This window comes from Streptomyces sp. NPDC104761 (genome assembly GCF_055583445.1).
This window is the reverse complement of sequence record NZ_JBVJNZ010000008.1, coordinates 1-17,681: the sequence shown is the minus strand read 5'-3', so window position 1 is coordinate 17,681 and position 17,681 is coordinate 1. Positions and strand designations below refer to the sequence as shown.

General features: G+C 71.7%; 15 protein-coding genes and 1 rRNA gene. 7 read left to right on the top strand and 9 right to left on the bottom strand.

Annotated elements, in window-relative coordinates:
• Positions 1 to 227 precede the first annotated feature (227 nt).
• Positions 228 to 803 carry a GNAT family N-acetyltransferase gene (locus tag ACZ63F_RS22050; RefSeq protein WP_469713110.1) on the top strand — a complete coding sequence of 192 codons (576 nt, stop codon included), beginning with the start codon at positions 228 to 230 and terminating at the stop codon, positions 801 to 803.
• Positions 804 to 852: 49 nt separating this feature from the next.
• Positions 853 to 2,043 (top strand): winged helix-turn-helix domain-containing protein, encoded by a 1,191-nt coding sequence (locus ACZ63F_RS22045; protein ID WP_469713109.1) that lies wholly within the window; start codon positions 853 to 855, stop codon positions 2,041 to 2,043.
• 33 nt (positions 2,044 to 2,076) lie between these two features.
• On the opposite strand, the gene ACZ63F_RS22040 is transcribed toward ACZ63F_RS22045, so the two are convergent.
• The 8 genes from ACZ63F_RS22040 to mtnA all read right to left on the bottom strand — a co-directional run bounded on the left by ACZ63F_RS22040 (position 2,077) and on the right by mtnA (position 11,658).
• Positions 2,077 to 2,826, bottom strand: a complete 750-nt coding sequence (locus tag ACZ63F_RS22040; protein ID WP_351958284.1) for a response regulator transcription factor — start codon at positions 2,824 to 2,826, stop codon at positions 2,077 to 2,079.
• 206 nt (positions 2,827 to 3,032) lie between these two features.
• The gene (gene hpf, locus ACZ63F_RS22035; protein ID WP_457701375.1) at positions 3,033 to 3,725 is read right to left on the bottom strand and encodes a ribosome hibernation-promoting factor, HPF/YfiA family; all 693 of its coding nucleotides are present in this window, start codon (positions 3,723 to 3,725) and stop codon (positions 3,033 to 3,035) included.
• A gap of 315 nt (positions 3,726 to 4,040) precedes the next feature.
• Positions 4,041 to 4,973, bottom strand: coding sequence for a ComF family protein (locus ACZ63F_RS22030; protein ID WP_469713107.1), 933 nt, complete (start codon positions 4,971 to 4,973; stop codon positions 4,041 to 4,043).
• Positions 4,974 to 5,228: 255 nt separating this feature from the next.
• A complete protein-coding gene (locus ACZ63F_RS22025) occupies positions 5,229 to 7,067 on the bottom strand; it encodes an LpqB family beta-propeller domain-containing protein (protein WP_469713106.1) in 1,839 nt (612 codons plus the stop codon).
• Positions 7,057 to 9,096 carry an MtrAB system histidine kinase MtrB gene (gene mtrB / locus ACZ63F_RS22020; RefSeq protein ID WP_352365121.1) on the bottom strand — a complete coding sequence of 680 codons (2,040 nt, stop codon included), beginning with the start codon at positions 9,094 to 9,096 and terminating at the stop codon, positions 7,057 to 7,059. The genes ACZ63F_RS22025 and mtrB overlap by 11 nt, the downstream gene beginning before the upstream one ends.
• A gap of 1 nt (position 9,097) precedes the next feature.
• Entirely contained in the window at positions 9,098 to 9,787 is a 690-nt protein-coding gene (mtrA, locus tag ACZ63F_RS22015) for a two-component system response regulator MtrA (protein ID WP_015659998.1), read from the bottom strand.
• A gap of 158 nt (positions 9,788 to 9,945) precedes the next feature.
• Positions 9,946 to 10,350, bottom strand: coding sequence for a hypothetical protein (locus ACZ63F_RS22010; protein ID WP_469713105.1), 405 nt, complete (start codon positions 10,348 to 10,350; stop codon positions 9,946 to 9,948).
• A gap of 168 nt (positions 10,351 to 10,518) precedes the next feature.
• Positions 10,519 to 11,658: an S-methyl-5-thioribose-1-phosphate isomerase gene (gene mtnA / locus ACZ63F_RS22005; protein WP_469713103.1), complete on the bottom strand. Its 1,140-nt coding sequence runs from the start codon at positions 11,656 to 11,658 to the stop codon at positions 10,519 to 10,521.
• A 140-nt stretch (positions 11,659 to 11,798) separates the two neighbouring features.
• On the opposite strand from mtnA, the gene ACZ63F_RS22000 reads away from it, so the two are divergent.
• Genes ACZ63F_RS22000 through ACZ63F_RS21980 form a run of 5 tightly spaced genes read left to right on the top strand, consistent with a single transcriptional unit; the run spans position 11,799 to position 17,475 of the window.
• The gene (locus ACZ63F_RS22000; protein ID WP_469713102.1) at positions 11,799 to 13,175 is read left to right on the top strand and encodes a DUF7847 domain-containing protein; all 1,377 of its coding nucleotides are present in this window, start codon (positions 11,799 to 11,801) and stop codon (positions 13,173 to 13,175) included.
• Positions 13,176 to 13,179: 4 nt separating this feature from the next.
• Complete coding sequence (locus ACZ63F_RS21995; RefSeq protein WP_469713101.1) at positions 13,180 to 13,983, top strand: DUF4129 domain-containing protein; 804 nt, start codon at positions 13,180 to 13,182, stop codon at positions 13,981 to 13,983.
• Positions 13,980 to 15,176: a DUF4350 domain-containing protein gene (locus ACZ63F_RS21990; RefSeq protein ID WP_469713100.1), complete on the top strand. Its 1,197-nt coding sequence runs from the start codon at positions 13,980 to 13,982 to the stop codon at positions 15,174 to 15,176. Before ACZ63F_RS21995 ends, ACZ63F_RS21990 begins: the two co-directional genes overlap by 4 nt.
• The gene (locus ACZ63F_RS21985) at positions 15,176 to 16,165 is read left to right on the top strand and encodes an AAA family ATPase (protein WP_352365175.1); all 990 of its coding nucleotides are present in this window, start codon (positions 15,176 to 15,178) and stop codon (positions 16,163 to 16,165) included. Before ACZ63F_RS21990 ends, ACZ63F_RS21985 begins: the two co-directional genes overlap by 1 nt.
• Positions 16,165 to 17,475 carry a DUF58 domain-containing protein gene (locus ACZ63F_RS21980; protein ID WP_469713099.1) on the top strand — a complete coding sequence of 437 codons (1,311 nt, stop codon included), beginning with the start codon at positions 16,165 to 16,167 and terminating at the stop codon, positions 17,473 to 17,475. Before ACZ63F_RS21985 ends, ACZ63F_RS21980 begins: the two co-directional genes overlap by 1 nt.
• Before the next feature lie 125 nt (positions 17,476 to 17,600).
• Here ACZ63F_RS21980 and rrf read toward each other — a convergent pair.
• Positions 17,601 to 17,681 (bottom strand): 5S ribosomal RNA (gene rrf / locus ACZ63F_RS21975); the annotation flags it as partial.

Genomic DNA, 17,681 nt, shown 5'->3' with positions numbered 1-17,681 from the left:
GGCCATCGTATGCGAGGACCCGGCCGTGTCGGGAGGCCTGTCGGCCCGACGGCCGTCCGCCGCTTTCCTGCGGGCCCTGCGAGCCCGTTTCACGCTTCACCCGGGACAACGGCCGGGGCACACGGATAGTGCCGCGCCGGAGCCAGGAATTGCGCGAAACGTGATCACTCGATCACGCAGAGCGAAATCGATGGCGTACCGGACGGCGGGGCGAGCAGAATCAGCCGATGGAACCCGTCACGCTCACCACCCCTCGTCTGCTGCTGCGCGCGGTCGGCCCGCAGGACACCGATGCGGTGTACGCGGCCGTCCAGGATCCCGACATCCAGCGCTGGACGACGATTCCCTCGCCCTACCTCGCCGAGCACGCCCGCAGCTTCACGGAGCAGATGGTCCCCGACGGCTGGTCCGAGGGCTCGATGTTCACCTTCGGCGTCTTCCTGCCGACGGGCGGGCTGGCCGGGATGCTCGCCCTGACCATGCGCTCCCTCGGCACGGCCGAGGTGGGTTTCTGGACCGCCAAGGAACACCGCGGCCACGGCTACACCGCCGAGGCCACCCTCGCGGCCACCCGCTGGGCGTTCACGCGGATGGCGATCGACCGCGTCGAATGGCGTGCCGAGGTCGGCAACCACGCCTCCCGCGCGGTCGCGGAACGCGCCGGCTTCACCGTCGAGGGCATCCTCCGCTCCTCCCTCAACAACAAGGGCGTACGACGCGACTGCTGGGTCGGCTCCCTGCTCCCCTCGGACCTGGGCCTGCCCTCCGCGGCGCCCTACCTGCCGGCCCCCTCGCAGGGCTGAAGCCCCAGCTCGTGCCGGACTGTCAGTGCCACGCTCTATCGTCCGAACCATGACGACCCTCCCGCGCCCCGCCGCCGCCCTCTCGGCGGACGAAGCCCGCCGTATCGCGCTGAAGGCACAGGGCTTCCTCGGCGCCCCCGACCGCCGTTCCGGCGTCCGGGGCGTGCTCCGCCACCTCGGCGCGGTCCAGCTCGACACCATCTCGGTCCTCGCCCGCTCGCACGAGCTGATCCCGTACGCCCGCCTCGGCCGGGTCGGCCGCCGGACGGTCGACGCCGCCTACTGGACGGACACACACGCCTTCGAGTACTGGTCGCACGCGGCCTGCATCCTCCCCATCGAGGAGTGGCCGCACTTCGCCTTCCGCCGCCGCGCCTACCGCGACCGCCCCCACTGGAGCCACGACCTCCCCGACGGCGTCTACGACCAGGTGATCAAGCAGCTGCGGAGCGAGGGCCCGCTGACCGCGACGGAGCTGGGCGGCGCGAAGAAGACCAGCGAGTGGTGGGACTGGTCCGGCACCAAGGTCGCCGTGGAGCGCGCCCTGATGTACGGCGAGGTGGTGTGCGTCGAGCGGCGCGGCTGGAAGCGGGTGTACGACCTGGCCGAGCGCGCGGTTCCGGCCACGCTGCTCCACGACGAGCTGGACGACGCCGAGTGCCTGCGCCGCCTGGTCCGGCTGGCCGGGCAGTCGCTGGGCGTCGGTACGCGCGCGGACATCGCCGACTACCACCGGCTCAAGGGTGAGCAGGTCGACGCGGTGATCGCCGACTCGGGTCTGGTCCCGGTGGAGGTGGAGGGCTGGGGCAAGCCCGCCTGGGCCGACCCGGCGGCCCTGGCCGCACCCCCGCGCGGCCGGCACCGTACGACGCTGCTCTCGCCGTTCGACTCGCTGATCTGGGACCGGGCGCGCACGGAGCGGATCTTCGGCTTCACCCACCGCCTGGAGGCCTACGTCCCGAAGCCGAAGCGGGTGTACGGCTACTACGCGATGCCGGTGCTGGCCGGCGGCCGGCTGGTGGGCCGGGTGGACCCGGCGCGCGAGGCGGGCGGCGTCCTGGTGGCCCGCCAGGTCACGCTGGACGGCCCGAAGGCGGTCCCCGCGGTGGCGGAGGCGCTGGTCGAGGCGGCGAGCTGGGTGGACTGCACGACGGTGCGCGTGGAGCGCGTGGATGCCCCCGAACTGCGCGAGCCGCTCCTCAAGGAAGTGACCCGCGCCCTGACCGCCGCGCTGCGCTGACCGTCGCCCGCGGCGAGGCCGGCTCCGGCGGCCTCAGCGGATTTCGAGGATCTTCTCCCGCATCGCGTAGACCACCGCCTCCATCCTGGAGTGCAGCTGCAGCTTCTCCAGGATGTTGCGCACGTGGTTCTTCACGGTGTTCTCGGAGATGAACAACTCCTTCGCGATGTCGCGGTTGTTCATCCCGGTGGCGACCAGCTTGAGTACTTCGAGTTCACGGTCGGTCAGCCGCGGTGCCGGCACCAGCCGGCGCTCGTCGGTGCGCTGGATCATCGACTTGAACTCGGTGAGGAGTTTCGAGGCCATGGACGGGCTGATCTGCGACTGCCCGTCGGCCACCGCGCGAATGGCGGTGGCCACCTCGTCGGTGGAGATCTCCTTGAGGAGGTATCCGGTCGCGCCCGCTTTGATCGCGTCGTAGAGGTCGGCCTCCTCGTCGCTGATCGTCAGCATGATGATCTTCGCGCTGGGCGCCACCTCCTTGATGGAGGTGCAGGCCTCGATGCCGCCGCGCTTGGGCATCCGGACGTCCATCAGCACGATGTCGGGCAGCAGGTCGGCGGCCTTGTCGACGGCCTCCGCGCCGTCACCCGCCTCCCCGACGACCTGAATGTCCTCCTCGGCGGCGAGCACGATCTCCAGTCCACGGCGGAAGAGGGCATGGTCGTCGACGACAAGGACTCTGATCGGCTCCTTGCGCGGAGTACCGCCCGCGTCCGGGCCCATGCCGACGACGCCGCCGTCGGCATCACCGTCCCGCATCGGTCCGAAGCTGTCCGCCATCGTTCCTCCCCCTGAAGGCTGTGGCCTGTGGTGCTGTGCCATCCGCCAACCCAAGGCAGCGGCCCACCGGTTGGGTCGCCCTGGCCATGATTCCATGTCCGGGCGGCAACGGGGTGACCGAGCGGGGCGCGAAGTGGTCGCACACCGGTGCCCCTGGGGCGCACACGCGCTTCCAGGGGCACAGGCTCACCTGCCGGCCGGTCCGGTCAGCCGCCCAGCGTGCCTCCTGCCGCGGGCGGTTGCGCCTGGGCGACCATCGGGTCCGTGTTGAGGTGGATGACACCGTAGTCGTACGCGTGCCGCCGGTAGACGACACTCGGCTCCTTGGTCTCGGAGTCGATGAACAAGTAGAAGTCGTGTCCGACCAGTTCCATCTCGTAGAGAGCCTGGTCGAGGGTCATCGGGGCGGCGACATGCGTCTTCTCGCGGACGATGAGGGGGCCTTCGCCCTGCACCTCGAGGGAGCCCATCTTCTTGGTGGGCACTCCGTCCGCGTCCTCGGGGTGGACGGGGCTGCCGTTCCCGTTGAGCGTCGCCGCGCCCGGGACGTGGTCGGGGACCTCGGCCGCCGAGATCCGCCGCGCGCCGCGGCGGGAGAACCGCTTGTCGTGCTGCTTGCGCAGCCGCGCGTCCAGCTTCTCCGCCGCCAGGTCGAGCGCCGCGTACGGGTCACTGGCCGCTGCCTCCGCCCGGATCACCGGCCCGCGGGAGCGGAGCGTGATCTCCACCCGGTCGCAACGGTCGGCCTGTCGGGGGTTGGGCTCCTTGGACACCTCGACGTCGAGGCTGATCACCTTGCCGTCGAGCTTCTGGATCTTCTCCAGCTTCAGCTTCTCGGCCACGTGCTTGCGGAACCGCTCGGGCACCTCGGTCTTGCGGCCCTTGACGACGATGTCCACGCAGAACTCCGTTCCCGGATCACTCCGCTGCACTGCGGAGCATCTCCCTTTTTGCACCCAGCTCCGGTGAACCCCGGAGCCTCGGACTCGGCGACTTCACCTCCTCCTCCCCCATGGGCAAGATCTGCACCCCAGCACCGCGATGATTGCGGAAAACCCGCGGCACGGCATTCGGATTGGGGAGACATGGCCTGCGGCTTTCTCCCTCACAACCGAACATATCTCGCCCGGACGGATGTCGTCACCCTCTACTGATGCGTACCTCCATTCAGGTGAATTGACCCCGTCACTACCTGCAACGATGTACGTTCACGGTCAGTTCCGGTTCATTTCGAAAGAATCCGGTGAGGCCGCGACCACAGCGGCACGGACGGGCCCTGCGAGGCCGTTCACCTCGGTGATTCCCGATGCGTTCCGTGCCCACTTCGCCCGCTCTTCCTCCGGTCCGGCCTTCCGTTCCTCCCTTCCTTCCCAGGCCGCGCGCCGATACACAGCCCTTGTCGCCTCTCCTGCCCCTTCGGCCCTCACCGTCTCCCGCACCGCACGCGCCGCCTCCGCGAGGGTGGCGCCCGTGGTGACGAGGTCGTCGACGAGGACGACCCGGCCCCCGGCCAGCAGCCGGGCACCGCCCGCGGTCACCTCCAGCGCGCCCGCGAGATTCGCGTACCGCTGCCGGGCGTTGAGCCCCGACTGGTCGGCGACGGCCCGCCGCTGCCGCAGCACCGGAACCACCCGGGCCGGGTTCCCGGCCCGCCGCAGCTCCGCAGCCGCCGCGAGGGTGATCCGCCGCACCGGATCATGGCCTCGTGCCCGCACGGCCCACGGCGCGGACGGCACGGGGACGAGCAGCACGGGCCGGGACGCGCCGGCGCCACCCGTCGCCGTACCGTGCCACGAGGTGACGATGCGTACCGCCCGGCCGTCCCGAAGCCCGGCCGGGCCGTCCTGGCACCCGTCCCGCAGCCCGGCTCGCACGGCTCCCGCCAGCGCCGCGCCCAGCGCTCCGGCGAGCGCCAGCGCACCGCGCTCCTTGTGGGCGAGGAGAACCGCCCGTACCTCGTCCGCGTAAGGCGCCGCCGCGTACACCGCCGGCAGTCCGGACGGCTCCGGCACCGGTCGCACCCGGCGCGGTACGGCCCCGCTCAGGGCGGCACGGCACCCGTCGCAGAGCACCGTGCGAGGCATCGCGCAGCCTCCGCACTCGGCCGGCAGCACCAGGTCGGTGAGGTCCTGCCACCACCCCCGCATGTGCCCACTGTGCCAACGACCGGTCCGACCGGCCACCCCTGTGGACAACTGCCTGTGGACAACCCCGCGAGACACGCACAGCCCGTCACCCACACGGGTGAGAAGGGCGTTGCCGTGCCGAAGAACGGTTGCCCGGGGCGTCCAACGACTTTCGTCCGCGCCCAGGGAAACGGCCGCCCCGCCGGCTCCATGCCGGAACGGGACGGCCGCTGACCGGTGCCGGAACGGGACGGCCGCTGACCGGTGCCGCGGGGCTCAGCCCGGATAGACCGGCCCCGACCCGTCCTTGACCACCTTCTGCCACTGGTCCCCGGACGGCAGCCGGACGATCCCGTCGTCCTTCGAGCGGGCCACCAGCGGCACCCGGTCGTCCTCGGACGCGGCGATCGCCAGGACACCCGTGAGCGCCGCGGGCGCGGGCCCGTCCGGCGTCGAACCGTCGACCTGGACGTACCGCGTCTGCTGCACGCCGCCCTGCTCGCGCCCGACCACCACGAGCCTGCTGTCCCCGGCCCAGGACATCGCGGTGACCTCCTCGGATCCGGGGGTCGCGGAGCGCAGTTCGAGGACCGAGACCTCCTGCTGGTCGTCGGACTTGGTGCGCTCGACCCGTCCGACGAGCAACGACTGCTTGCCGTCCTTCTCGACGACGAGCGCGATCCGCACCCCGTCCGCGGCGACCCGCACGTCCTTGACACGGCCGTCCAGTTCGGGCACCTGCACGGCCACAGGCCGGCCCACGCCCTGCGCCAGCATGTACAGCTGCGGCTTGGCGGGATCGCGGTCGGCCACCCACAGGTCGCCGCGGGCGTCCCAGCTCGGCGCCGTCAGCCGGTCGTCCTCGGTCGCACCGTGACTGGTCAGCACGGCGTCGCCCAGCGAACCGTCCGACGTCAGCGAGCTGACGTACAGGTACCTGCCGTCGCCGGTGACCCCGGCCGCCGTCCGCTCGTCACGGGCGACCGCCACCGACCGCAGCAGCTTGGTGCCCGCGCCGAACGGACCCGGCACCGCGACCGCGCCGGTGCCGGTGCCGCCGCTCGCCATCCGCACCAGCCGGTGCTTGCCGTCGAGGAAGTACAGGTAGTCGGGGCGCTTGGTGGAGGCACGCCAGGCGGTCGCCTCGGCCTGCTTCTCGGAGACGTCGCACATGTGGGCGCCGTTGACGGACTGCAGCGCGACCGAGTCCACGGTGGGCGTCAGGTTGCGCAGCGTGAAGAGCAACTGGGTCGCCATCTCGCCGCACTTGACGGAGCCGATCCGGGACGCCTTGACGTTGAGCGGCACCGTGAGCCGGTTCTGGTCGTCCGGCGTCAGCCCGGACACGCCCTTCTTCAGCGCCGTACCGGTCGGGAAACTCGACCGGACCACCGGGCCGAGCCAGGTGGTGGGACCGCTGAGCAGCGAACGCACCAGCTGGGTCGTCGGATCCACCCGGCTGCGCACGAAGACGGGATCCGCGACGGCCACCGGCTGCCCGGTCTCCCCCGCCGACGTGTCCGAGGCGAAGTAGTACTTGTCGACCGACGTGTAGTTGCGCTGGAAGTCGGACCTGCCCATCACGACACCCTGCGGCAGCGAGTCGATGCGCCACTGCCCGCTCTTGGCGTCCCTCGTCAGATGCACGGTCCTGCGGTACGACCCGTCCGCGGGCGTGTACGCCTGCTGCGCGTCGACGGTGGCCACCCGGCTGCCCTGGAGCGTGTAGGTGATGCTGCTCGTGCCCTCGCGCCCGGCCGGGCGCGGGTCCGTCTGAATGCTCGGCCCGTTCGCCAGCACCATGGCCTGCGACTCCGGCTGCCAGGTCTTCGCGGCGGCCTTGGTCAGGTACTTGCGTGCCGTGTCGTAGTTCGGATCGTCACTGGTCAGGGCCTCCAGAAAGCCCTGCACGATCTCCGTGGACGAGGCGTCCTGCTGCGGCGGCATGGCGAAGACCCGCACCTGGGTGTCCTGCCGGGGCGTCGACTCGACGTCCCGCAGGTCGCCGCTGTCCGGCATGGAGGCACAGCCCGCCAGAACCACGGCCCCGCAGGCGGCGTACGCCACCGCGCGCGCCGGCCTGCGCCGGGCGCTCCCCTCGCGGTCAGCGCCCACGAAATGCCTCCCCTGGCTTGTTCGACTCGTCCGCCCCGTCGCCCTGACCCGCCTCGGGCCGGCCCTCCTGACGCCGGACGCCCTGGGCCGGCCGGGGCACCACGCGCGCGCCGTTGCCGGGCAGCGCGGTCGGGTCGGCGGTGGGGGCCACGGCGGCCGTCCGCTGCGTCATCGGGGCGAGCGACGACGCATGGCCACCACCGGGCTGCACCGGCACGGTGGCCCGCTTGTCCTCGCCGCTCGGCAGGCCGGCCTCGCCGAGCCCCCGGTTGCGCCGGGAGTCCTTGGGCTCCAGGGGTATCGGCGAGCCCCGCAACGGCTCGTCCGCCGTCCTGGGGAGCGTCAGCCGGAACTGCGAGCCGCCGCCCGGTTCCCCCCACGCCTGCAGCCAGCCGCCGTGCAGCCGCGCGTCCTCCAGGGCGATCGACAGCCCCAGGCCCGTACCGCCGGTGGTACGCGCGCGTGCCGGGTCGGCCCGCCAGAAGCGGCTGAAGACCCGGGTCGCCTCGCCGGGCTTGAGCCCGACACCGTAGTCGCGCACCGCGATCGCGACCGCCCCGCCGGCCGAGGCCAGCTTGACGACGACGTCCTTGCCCTCGCCGTGCTCGACGGCGTTGACGACCAGGTTGCGCAGCACCCGCTCCACGCGCCGGGCATCCGCCTCGGCCACCACCGGCTGCAGGTCGCCGAGCACGCGTATGTGCGTGCCCTTGCGCTCCGCGAGCGGCGCGGCCCCGCTGACCACCCGCCGTACGACCTCCCTGAGGTCTATCGGCTCCGCCTCCAGCGCCGCCGCGCCCGCGTCGAAGCGGCTGATCTCCAGCAGGTCGGCGAGGAGCGACTCGAACCGGTCCAGCTGGTCGGCGAGGAGCTCCGCGGACCGCGCGGTCACCGGGTCGAAGTCCTCGCGGGCCTCGTGGATGACGTCGGCCGCCATCCGGACGGTCGTCAACGGCGTCCGCAGCTCGTGCGAGACGTCCGACACGAACCGGCGCTGCATCCGCGACAGGTCCTCCAGCTGCTGGATCTTCAGCTGGAGGTTCTGCGCCATCTTGTTGAAGGCCTCGCCGAGCCGCGCGATGTCGTCCTCGCCGGTGACCTTCATCCGCTCCTGGAGCCGCCCGGCCGACAGCCGCTCGGCGATCCCGGCCGCCATCCGCACCGGCGTGACGACCTGCCGTACGACGAGCCAGGCGATGGCCCCGAGGAGCACGACGACGAACAGCCCGGCGGTCGCCAGCGTGCCCTTCACCAGGCTGAGGGACTTCTCCTCCTGGGTGAGCGGGAAGAGGTAGTACAGCTCGTACGGGTCGTTGTTCGGATCGCTGACCTGCTTGCCGATGACCAGCGCGGGCTGCGACTCCTTGTCGTCCGTGTAGATGATCCGGGTGTAGCTCTGTGCGGCCGTCGTGTTGCCGTTGATCCGCGTGCGCAGGTCGTCGGGCACGCTGGCCGTCGGGTCGACCTGCCCGGAGGCGCGGGTGCGCCCGCCGCCGCTGTTGTTGTCACCCGCAGGCAGCGTGACCACGTCGAAGGCGCCCTGGCCGCCGCTGGAGAGGGACTCGACGAGGTCGCTCATCCACGAGGTGACGTTCTGCGACTGCCGGCCGTCCGGTGACACCGCGGTGTCGCCGGTGCCGGTCGCGGCCTCGTCGGCCTTCTGCTTGGCCACCGCGAACCCACCGGTGGCCTGGCTCTGCGAGGCCTTCACCTTGGCGTCCAGCAGGCCGTTGCGCACCTGCCCGATGACGACGAAGCCGAGCAGCAGGACGACGCCCAGCGACATCAGCAGGGTCGTGACGACGACCTTGAGCTGGATGTTGCGCCGCCACAGCCGCATGACCGGCAGCAGCGGCCGCCGTACCCAGCGCATGAACAGGCGCAGCACCGGACTGCCCTGAACCCCGCCCTGGAGCAGTCCGCCCTCGAAGAGCAGCCGCCAGCGCGCACCGAACCGCTTCCCGCCGACAGGCCGCTCCGGACGGTCCCCGGACCGGCCGGGGGCCGAAGCGGCACTGTCACCGGACATGTCAGCTCGGTCCCGCCTTGTATCCGACACCACGGACGGTCACCACGATCTCCGGCCGCTCCGGGTCCTTCTCGACCTTGGAACGCAGCCGCTGGACGTGAACATTGACGAGGCGGGTGTCCGCCGCGTGCCGGTAGCCCCAGACCTGCTCCAGGAGCACCTCGCGCGTGAACACCTGCCACGGCTTGCGGGCGAGCGCGACCAGCAGGTCGAACTCCAGCGGCGTCAGCGCGATCGACTGCCCGTCCCGCTTCACCGAGTGCCCGGCCACGTCGATGACCAGGTCACCTATGGCGAGCTGTTCCGGCGCCGGCTCCTCCGACCTCCGCAGCCGGGCCCGGATCCGGGCGACCAGCTCCTTCGGCTTGAACGGCTTCACGATGTAGTCGTCCGCGCCCGACTCCAGGCCCACGACCACGTCGACGGTGTCGCTCTTCGCCGTGAGCATCACGATCGGCACCCCGGACTCCGCCCTGATCAGGCGGCACACCTCAATACCGTCCCGACCGGGCAGCATCAGGTCCAGGAGCACCAGGTCGGGCTTGGTCTCACGGAAAGCGGCCAGCGCCTTGTCGCCGTCGGCTACGAAAGACGGCTCAAAACCTTCACCACGCAGCACGATGCCGAGCATCTCGGCCAGTGCGGTGTCGTCGTCGACGACAAGGACTCGTCCCTTCATAAACGACATCATCCCATTCTCATAACAGTGAAGGTTGCGCAGGTGACCAGGCTCACCGGCCAGTGACCCTAGTCGCTGGGGACCGTCACTGTCTGCCCCCGTCCGCCGACGTCGATGTCAGCCATGGATGCCGGTCCTGACCGAGCCCGCGGCGGAGGATCACATCGTCGCTACGACTCGTCGTGCGACCTGTCCGTGCGCGTCAGAATTCCTGGACAGTCCGGATCGATCTCGCCCGTGTAGTGGTCCCGCCAGAAGTAGCGCTCGGTGCGGGGCAGCGGCACCTCCACAAGTCGGCCGTCATACAACATCCACAGGCCGAAGCACTCGTCCTCCTCGTCGTGGATCAGGACCTGCACGGAGTGTGGCGACGGCCAAGGCAACGACGAGAGGTGGTCCAGCAGTCCGACCCATCGACTCCGTCGCGTGAACTCGATGGCCCAGCCGCCGAACATGCCATGCCCGATATCGGTGAAGTGGCCGGCCCACCCCCGACTGTCGTCCGGCCGGGTCAGCGGTTCCATGATCTCTGCTGCGTCGCTGGCCAACACGATGACCTCGGCAATTCTGCTCACGGGCGAATATCACCAGCCGCATGCGAGGAACTGCAATCGAGATTCGCCCTTGGAGTCCGGATCGTCCTGGACCCTGTGAGGCCGTTGGACGGCACGGCCCCCCGGCCCGCGAAATCGCCGCAGGTGGAGGGGCCGTTGCCGTCGGTCGAGCCGACATCATCCCGTCGGCTAGATCGTCACCTGGCGCGACCTGGCGCACAGCTCCGCGAGAGCCTCGGCCGTCACGGGCGAAACGGCGCCTTCCTCGGTGACGATCGCCGTCACCAACTCGGGCGGCGTCACGTCGAACGCCGGGTTGTACGCCTGGGTCCCCAGGGGTGCCACCGGAATCCCGCCTCCGGCTCCCGCCACCGGCACCTGCGGTGCCGTGAGCTCGGTCACCTCGTATCCGGGGCGCTGCTCGACCTCGATGGAGGCCCCGTCCGGTGTCTCCGGATCCACCGTCGTCAACGGCGCCACCACGATGAACGGCACATGGTGGTACCGCGCGAGCACCGCGAGCGGATAGCTCCCCACCTTGTTCGCCACCGATCCGTCGGCCGCGATCCGGTCCGCCCCGACCAGCACCGCGTCCACCTCCCCCGCCGCGAACAGCGAACCGGCCGCGTTGTCGGTGAGCAGGGTGTACGCCATGCCGCTGCGAGCCGCCTCGTATGCGGTCAGGCGAGCACCTTGCAGCAACGGACGCGTCTCGTCCACCCAGAGCCGCCGCAGCCGCCCCGCCCGGTGCGCCCTGAGGGCCACCGCGAACGCCGTGCCCTCCCCGCCGGACACCAGCGAACCAGTGTTGCAGTGGGTGAGGATCCGATGCCCTCCGCCGGGCAGCAGTTCCTCCAGCAGCGCCAGCCCGTGCCCGGCCATCCGGGCGCTGGCCTCGGCATCCTCCCGGTGCAGCGCCCGCGCCGCCTCCAGCGCCGCCGCGGCCGCCGCTCCGCCGTCCCCGCTCCCGGCCAGGGCCGACCGGTACGCCGACGCTGCCCTGTGCACCCCGACGGACAGGTTCACGGCCGTCGGCCGGGCACCCGACAGCGCCGCCGCGGCCTCGTCCACGTCGAAGCCCCGCGCGGCGGCGAGTGCAACGCCGTACGCCCCCGCTATCCCGAGCACCGGCGCACCGCGCACCGCGAGGGAACGGATAGCCTCGACCAGCGCCGACGCGTCCGTGCACACCAGCTCGACCTCCTCCGCCGGCAGTCTGGTCTGGTCGAGAAGGACCACCACGGGACCTTCGGGCGGCTCCTCCCACCGGATCACTGGTATTCCCGTCGGCCGCTTGTCCTCGCCGGTTTGCGCGTACTGATCAGCCATGCGCTCAGTCTGCCCCGTATCCGGCGGACCATTGAAGGTGCGCAGCCTCTACCGCGGCCGGTCACTGGGCGCCCACCCCATGGCACGATGGCAGCCAACCTGCCGCCGCGCTCGCGGACGGGCACCGTGAAGGAGCTTCGATGAACGACACTCCGGGCTGGGCCTCGCCCGGATCCGCCCCGTCCGACGGGCGGGAACCCGGCGCGTCCGCCCCTGCCGACCGCCCCGTCCCCGCAGGGCCTGCCGGACCGCCCGCCGATCAGCCGGGCACGGATCCACAGGGCGCCGGCTCGCAGTGGTCCAAGGAACAACCGCCGCCCGGCCAGTGGTCCACGCCCACCGGCGCCCCGGCACCAGGCCAGGCACCGCCGCCCCCACCCCCGGGCCCCGGCTGGGGCGGCCGGCCCCCCGGCGGCGGTCACGGAGGCTACGGAGGGCCCGGTGGCTACGGCGGCCCCGGCGGCTACGGCCCGCCCGGGGGCTACGGCGCCTGGGGCGGCGGCTGGGGTGGTCCCCCGCCCGCGGCCAAGCCCGGCGTGATCCCGCTGCGCCCGCTCGGCGTGGGCGAGATCCTCGACGGCGCCGTCTCCACCATGCGCACCTACTGGCGCACGGTCCTCGGCATCTCGCTGACGGTCGCCGTCATCACCGAGGTCGCGGTGATCCTGCTCCAGGGCCTCGTCCTGAACGACACCGAGACCACCGACGCCCTCAACGACCCGAGCGCCTCCCTCACGGAGATCAGCCGCGCCGCGGGCGAGGTCGTGCTCAGCTCGGGCGCGGTCCTGCTGATCACCCTGGTCGGCACCATCATCGCGACAGCCCTGCTGACGACCGTCACCAGCCGCGCCGTGCTCGGTAAGTCCGTCACCATCGGCGAGGCCTGGCGCGACGCCCGCCCACAGGTCTTCAGGCTGTTCGGCCTCATCCTCCTCACCGGGCTCATCGCGGTCGGTGTCCTGCTCGTCGGCGCACTGCCCGGCATCGTCGTCGCGCTCGCCGGCGGCCCAGGCGGCGCCATCGCCGCCCTGCTCGTCCTCGGCATCCTCGCCGGTGTCGTCGTCACCGTGTGGCTGATGGTCCGCTTCTCGCTGGCCTCGCCCGCCCTGATGCTGGAGAAGCAGGGCATCACCAAGTCCCTGGGCCGCTCCACCAAACTGGTCCGCGGCTCCTGGTGGCGGGTCTTCGGCATCCAGTTCCTCGCCTCGATCATCGCCAACATCGTCTCGTCGCTCGCCGTGGTCCCCTTCACCCTGATCGGGGCCTACGCCGGCGGCAACGGCCTGACCGGCTTCCTGGAGAGCACCAACGACAACTACGGCTGGACGTTCCTCGTCATCAGCGGCATCGGTTCGGTGATCGGCTCCATGCTCACCTTCCCGATCAACGCGGGCGTCACCGTGCTCCTCTACATCGACCAGCGCATCCGCCGCGAGGCCCTCGACCTCGAACTGGCCCGCGCCGCAGGCGTCGAGAACTACGGCGCCGGCACCCCCGGCACCGTCCCGGGGAGCTGATGCGGTGAGCCTGACGGGGGGAGTCCTCGCAGCGGTGCCCGCAGCTCTGCCGCGCACCGCAGGCGAGGCCGTACGAGGCTTGTCGCGAGCCCGGCACACGGCGCTGTCGGCGCTGACCGGCTCGGACGACCAACCACCCGTGACCATCCCGCGCGATCCCGCACGGGAGGCGGCACGGCGTGAACTGTCCAAGCGGATGTACCACGAGAACGACCCGGGGCTCGTCCAGCGCGCCCTGAACGCCGTCCTGGACTGGGTCGACCGCGTGCTCTCCGCCGCCGCGTCCGCGACGCCCGGAGGCGCACTGGGCCTGGTCGTCGTGGTCCTGGCCGTCATCGCCGTCGCAGGCGCCCTGTGGTGGCGCCTGGGCACCCCCCGCCGGCAGCCCGTCTCCGCCGCCACCCTGTTCGACGACCGCCCCCGCAGCGCCGCCGAACACCGCGCGGCCGCGGAGGCACACGCCGCCCAGGGCCACTGGAGCCAGGCCCTCCAGGAACGCATGCGCGCCGTCGTCCGCGCCCTGGAGGAACGCGCGCTGCTCGACGTCCGCCCCGGCCGTACCGCCGACGAGGCCGCCGCCGAAGCGGGCCGCGCCCTGCCCGCCCACAGCGACCGGCTGCGCGCCGCCGCCCGGGAGTTCGACGACGTGACGTACGGCGGCCGCCGGGCGACCCAGGCGTCGTACGACCGCATCGCCGCACTGGACCACGAGCTGGAACGCACCAAGCCGGTCCTCACCGGCAGCGCCAACAGCTCCAGCAACGCCCACAGTGCGGCCCACAGCACCCGCCAGGGGGCCGCCGAATGACCACCGGCACAGTCTTCCCGGCCACCTCCACCGCGCCCACCACCCGCCAGGTGTGGACCCGCACCAGGGGCATCGTCCTCGCCCTGGTACTCGTCCTCGCCGGAGCCGTGGCCATCGCCGTGATCCGCTCCGACACCCGGCACGGCGACCTCGACCCACGCTCCGCCGACCCCTACGGCAGCCGCGCCGTCGCCGAACTCCTCGCCGACCGGGACGTGGACACCCGTGTGGTCACCACCCTGGCCGAAGCCCGCACCGCGGCCGGCCCCGACACCACCCTTCTCGTCGCCGTCCCCGACCTGCTGACCCCGCACCAGCAGTCCCTGTTGCAGAAGTCGACGGCCCGGTCGGGCGGCCGCACCGTACTGGTCGCGGCCGGCAGCACGTCGGTCGAACGACTCGCCCCCGGCGTCACCGCCGACCCCGCCAACAGCGTCCGGTCCACGCTCGACCCCCACTGCACGCTGGCCGCGGCCCGGCGAGCGGGCAGCGCCGACACCGGTGGCATCCGCTACACCACCACCCACCTCGACGCGAACACCTGCTACCCCAGCCAGCGCCTGGCCACGCTCCTCCGCATTCCCGCGGCCTCCGGAAACGGAGACACCGTCGTCCTCGGCGCGCCCGACATCCTGCTCAACGACCGCCTCGACAAGCAGGGCAACGCCTCGCTCGCCCTCCAACTCCTCGGCTCCCGCCCCCATCTGGTCTGGTACCTCCCCTCGCTCTCCGACGCCACGGCCACCGGTACCGGCGACCAGAAATCCCTGTTCGACCTGCTCCCCTCCGGCTGGCTCTGGGGCACGCTCCAGCTCTTCATCGCCGCCGCCCTCGCCGCCTTCTGGCGGGCACGCCGACTCGGCCCCCTCGTGCCCGAGAAACTCCCCGTGGCGATCCGCGCCTCCGAAACCGTCGAAGGCCGCGCCCGCCTCTACCGCAAGGCCAGCGCCCGCGACCGCGCGGCCGCCGCTCTTCGCTCCACCGCCCGCACCCGTCTCGCCCCCCTCGTAGGCGTCCCCGTCTCCCAGGCGCACGCGCCCGAGGCCCTGCTCCCCGCCCTCTCCGCACACCTGCACGGTGACGGACAGGCCCTGCAATCAGTGCTCTTCGGACCGCCGCCCGGCGACGACGCGGCCCTCATCAACCTCACCGACCAGCTCGACGCCCTCGAAAGAGAGGTACGCCGTCCATGATGGACCCGACCACTGACAACGCCGGGAGCACCGGGAACCCGGCCGACGCCCGGGCCTCCCTGGAGGCCCTGCGCGCGGAGATCGCCAAAGCCGTGGTCGGCCAGGACCCCGCCGTGACCGGCCTCGTCGTCGCTCTCCTGTGCCGCGGACACGTTCTCCTCGAAGGAGTCCCCGGAGTCGCCAAAACGTTGCTCGTCCGCGCCCTCGCATCCGCGCTCGAACTGGAGACCAAGCGCGTCCAGTTCACCCCCGACCTCATGCCGAGCGACGTCACGGGCTCCCTCGTCTACGACGCCCGCACCGCCGAGTTCTCCTTCCAGGCCGGCCCGGTCTTCACCAACCTGCTCCTCGCGGACGAGATCAACCGCACTCCGCCCAAGACCCAGTCGTCCCTCCTCGAAGCCATGGAGGAACGTCAGGTCACCGTCGACGGCGTACCGCGTCTCCTCCCCGACCCGTTCCTGGTCGCCGCGACCCAGAACCCTGTCGAGTACGAGGGCACGTATCCCCTTCCCGAAGCCCAGCTGGACCGCTTCCTCCTCAAACTGACGATTCCTCTCCCCTCCCGCCAGGACGAGATCGACGTCCTCACCCGCCACGCCGAGGGCTTCAACCCGCGCGACCTGCGTGCCGCCGGCGTACGCCCCGTCGCGGGCCCCGCCGACCTCGAAGCCGCCCGCGCTGCGGTCGCCAAGACGAACGTCTCCCCCGAGATCACCGCGTACGTGGTCGACATCTGCCGCGCGACCCGCGAGTCGCCGTCCCTCACCCTCGGCGTCTCCCCGCGCGGCGCCACCGCCCTCCTGGCCACCTCACGCGCCTGGGCCTGGCTGACCGGCCGCGACTACGTCATCCCCGACGACGTCAAGGCCCTCGCCCTGCCCACCCTTCGCCACCGCGTCCAGCTCCGCCCCGAGGCCGAGATGGAAGGCGTGACCGCCGACTCCGTCATCAACGCGATCCTCGCCCACGTCCCGGTCCCGCGCTGATGCCCCTCACCGGACGCGCCGCCCTCATCGCGGCCATCGGATCGATCCCGATCGGCATCTGGGGACCGAGCTGGACGGGCATCCTCGCCGTCGACGGCCCACTGGCACTGGCCTGCGCCTGCGACTTCGCCCTCGCGGCTCCGGTACGACGCCTCGTGCTCGACCGCTCCGGCGACACGTCCGCCCGCCTGGGCGAGACGGCGGACGTCACCCTGACGGTGACCAACCCGTCCGGGCGACCCCTCCGGGCCCGGCTCAGGGACGGCTGGCCGCCGAGCAGTTGGCAGCCCGGCACCGAGGTCGAGGCCTCACGCCACGAACTGACCGTCCCCCCGGGTGAACGTCGGCGCGTCACGACCCGCCTGCGCCCCACCCGCCGCGGCGACCGCCAGGCGGACCGCGTCACGATCCGCTCCTACGGACCCCTCGGCCTGTTCTCCCGCCAGGGCGGCCACCGGGTGCCCTGGACGGTACGGGTTCTGCCCCCCTTCACCAGCCGCAAGCATCTGCCGTCGAAACTCGCCCGACTGCGTGAACTCGACGGCCGCACCAGCGTGCTGACCCGCGGCGAGGGCACGGAATTCGACAGCCTTCGTGAGTACGTTCCCGGCGACGACACCCGCTCCATCGACTGGCGGGCGACGGCCAGGCAGTCTGCGGTCGCGGTACGCACCTGGCGTCCTGAGCGCGACCGGCACATCCTTCTCGTACTCGACACCGGACGCACCTCCGCCGGCCGAGTCGGCGACGCGCCCCGCCTGGACGCCTCCATGGACGCGGCCCTTCTCCTCGCCGCCCTCGCCTCGCGTGCGGGCGACCGGGTGGACCTCCTCGCCTACGACCGCAGGGTCCGCGCTCTGGTCCAGGGCCGCGCCGCAGGCGACGTCCTCCCCTCCCTGGTCAACGCGATGGCCACGCTGGAGCCCGAGCTCGTCGAAACGGATGCCCGCGGCCTCACCGCCACGGCGCTCCGTACGGCTCCACGGCGTTCCCTGATCGTCCTGCTCACGACGCTGGACACCGCTCCGGTCGAGCAGGGGCTGCTGCCCGTGCTCTCCCAACTGACCCAACGGCACACGGTTCTCCTCGCGTCAGTGGCCGATCCGCACATCGCCCGCATGGCGACGGCTCGTGGAAACACCGACGCGGTGTACGAGGCAGCGGCGGCCGCACAGGCCCAGAGCGAACGGCACCGGACCGCAGAGCAACTCCGCCGGCACGGTGTGACGGTCGTGGACGCGACACCCGATGACCTCGCTCCAGCGTTGGCGGACGCGTATCTGGCATTGAAAGCAGCGGGCCGGCTCTGATTCTCCGATGACAGGAGCTGACCGCAGCTCCTGTCATTTCTCGCCGGGCTCCCGAAAGTCCTTAAACAGCCCTCAAACGCGAAAGAGCCCCACACCGTGAGGTGTGGGGCTCTTTCCCAATATTTGTTCGGCGGTGTCCTACTCTCCCACAGGGTCCCCCCTGCAGTACCATCGGCGCTGTAAGGCTTAGCTTCCGGGTTCGGAAT

Bases quoted from the DNA above. Each gene is read 5' to 3' on its own strand.
- ACZ63F_RS22050 (WP_469713110.1), top strand. From the start codon at position 228: ATGGAACCCGTCACGCTCACCACCCCTCGTCTGCTGCTGCGCGCGGTC.
- ACZ63F_RS22045 (WP_469713109.1), top strand. From the start codon at position 853: ATGACGACCCTCCCGCGCCCCGCCGCCGCCCTCTCGGCGGACGAAGCC.
- ACZ63F_RS22040 (WP_351958284.1), bottom strand. From the start codon at position 2,826: ATGGCGGACAGCTTCGGACCGATGCGGGACGGTGATGCCGACGGCGGC.
- ACZ63F_RS22030 (WP_469713107.1), bottom strand. From the start codon at position 4,973: ATGCGGGGGTGGTGGCAGGACCTCACCGACCTGGTGCTGCCGGCCGAG.
- mtrB (WP_352365121.1), bottom strand. From the start codon at position 9,096: ATGTCCGGTGACAGTGCCGCTTCGGCCCCCGGCCGGTCCGGGGACCGT.
- mtrA (WP_015659998.1), bottom strand. From the start codon at position 9,787: ATGATGTCGTTTATGAAGGGACGAGTCCTTGTCGTCGACGACGACACC.
- mtnA (WP_469713103.1), bottom strand. From the start codon at position 11,658: ATGGCTGATCAGTACGCGCAAACCGGCGAGGACAAGCGGCCGACGGGA.
- ACZ63F_RS22000 (WP_469713102.1), top strand. From the start codon at position 11,799: ATGAACGACACTCCGGGCTGGGCCTCGCCCGGATCCGCCCCGTCCGAC.
- ACZ63F_RS21990 (WP_469713100.1), top strand. From the start codon at position 13,980: ATGACCACCGGCACAGTCTTCCCGGCCACCTCCACCGCGCCCACCACC.
- ACZ63F_RS21985 (WP_352365175.1), top strand. From the start codon at position 15,176: ATGGACCCGACCACTGACAACGCCGGGAGCACCGGGAACCCGGCCGAC.
- ACZ63F_RS21980 (WP_469713099.1), top strand. From the start codon at position 16,165: ATGCCCCTCACCGGACGCGCCGCCCTCATCGCGGCCATCGGATCGATC.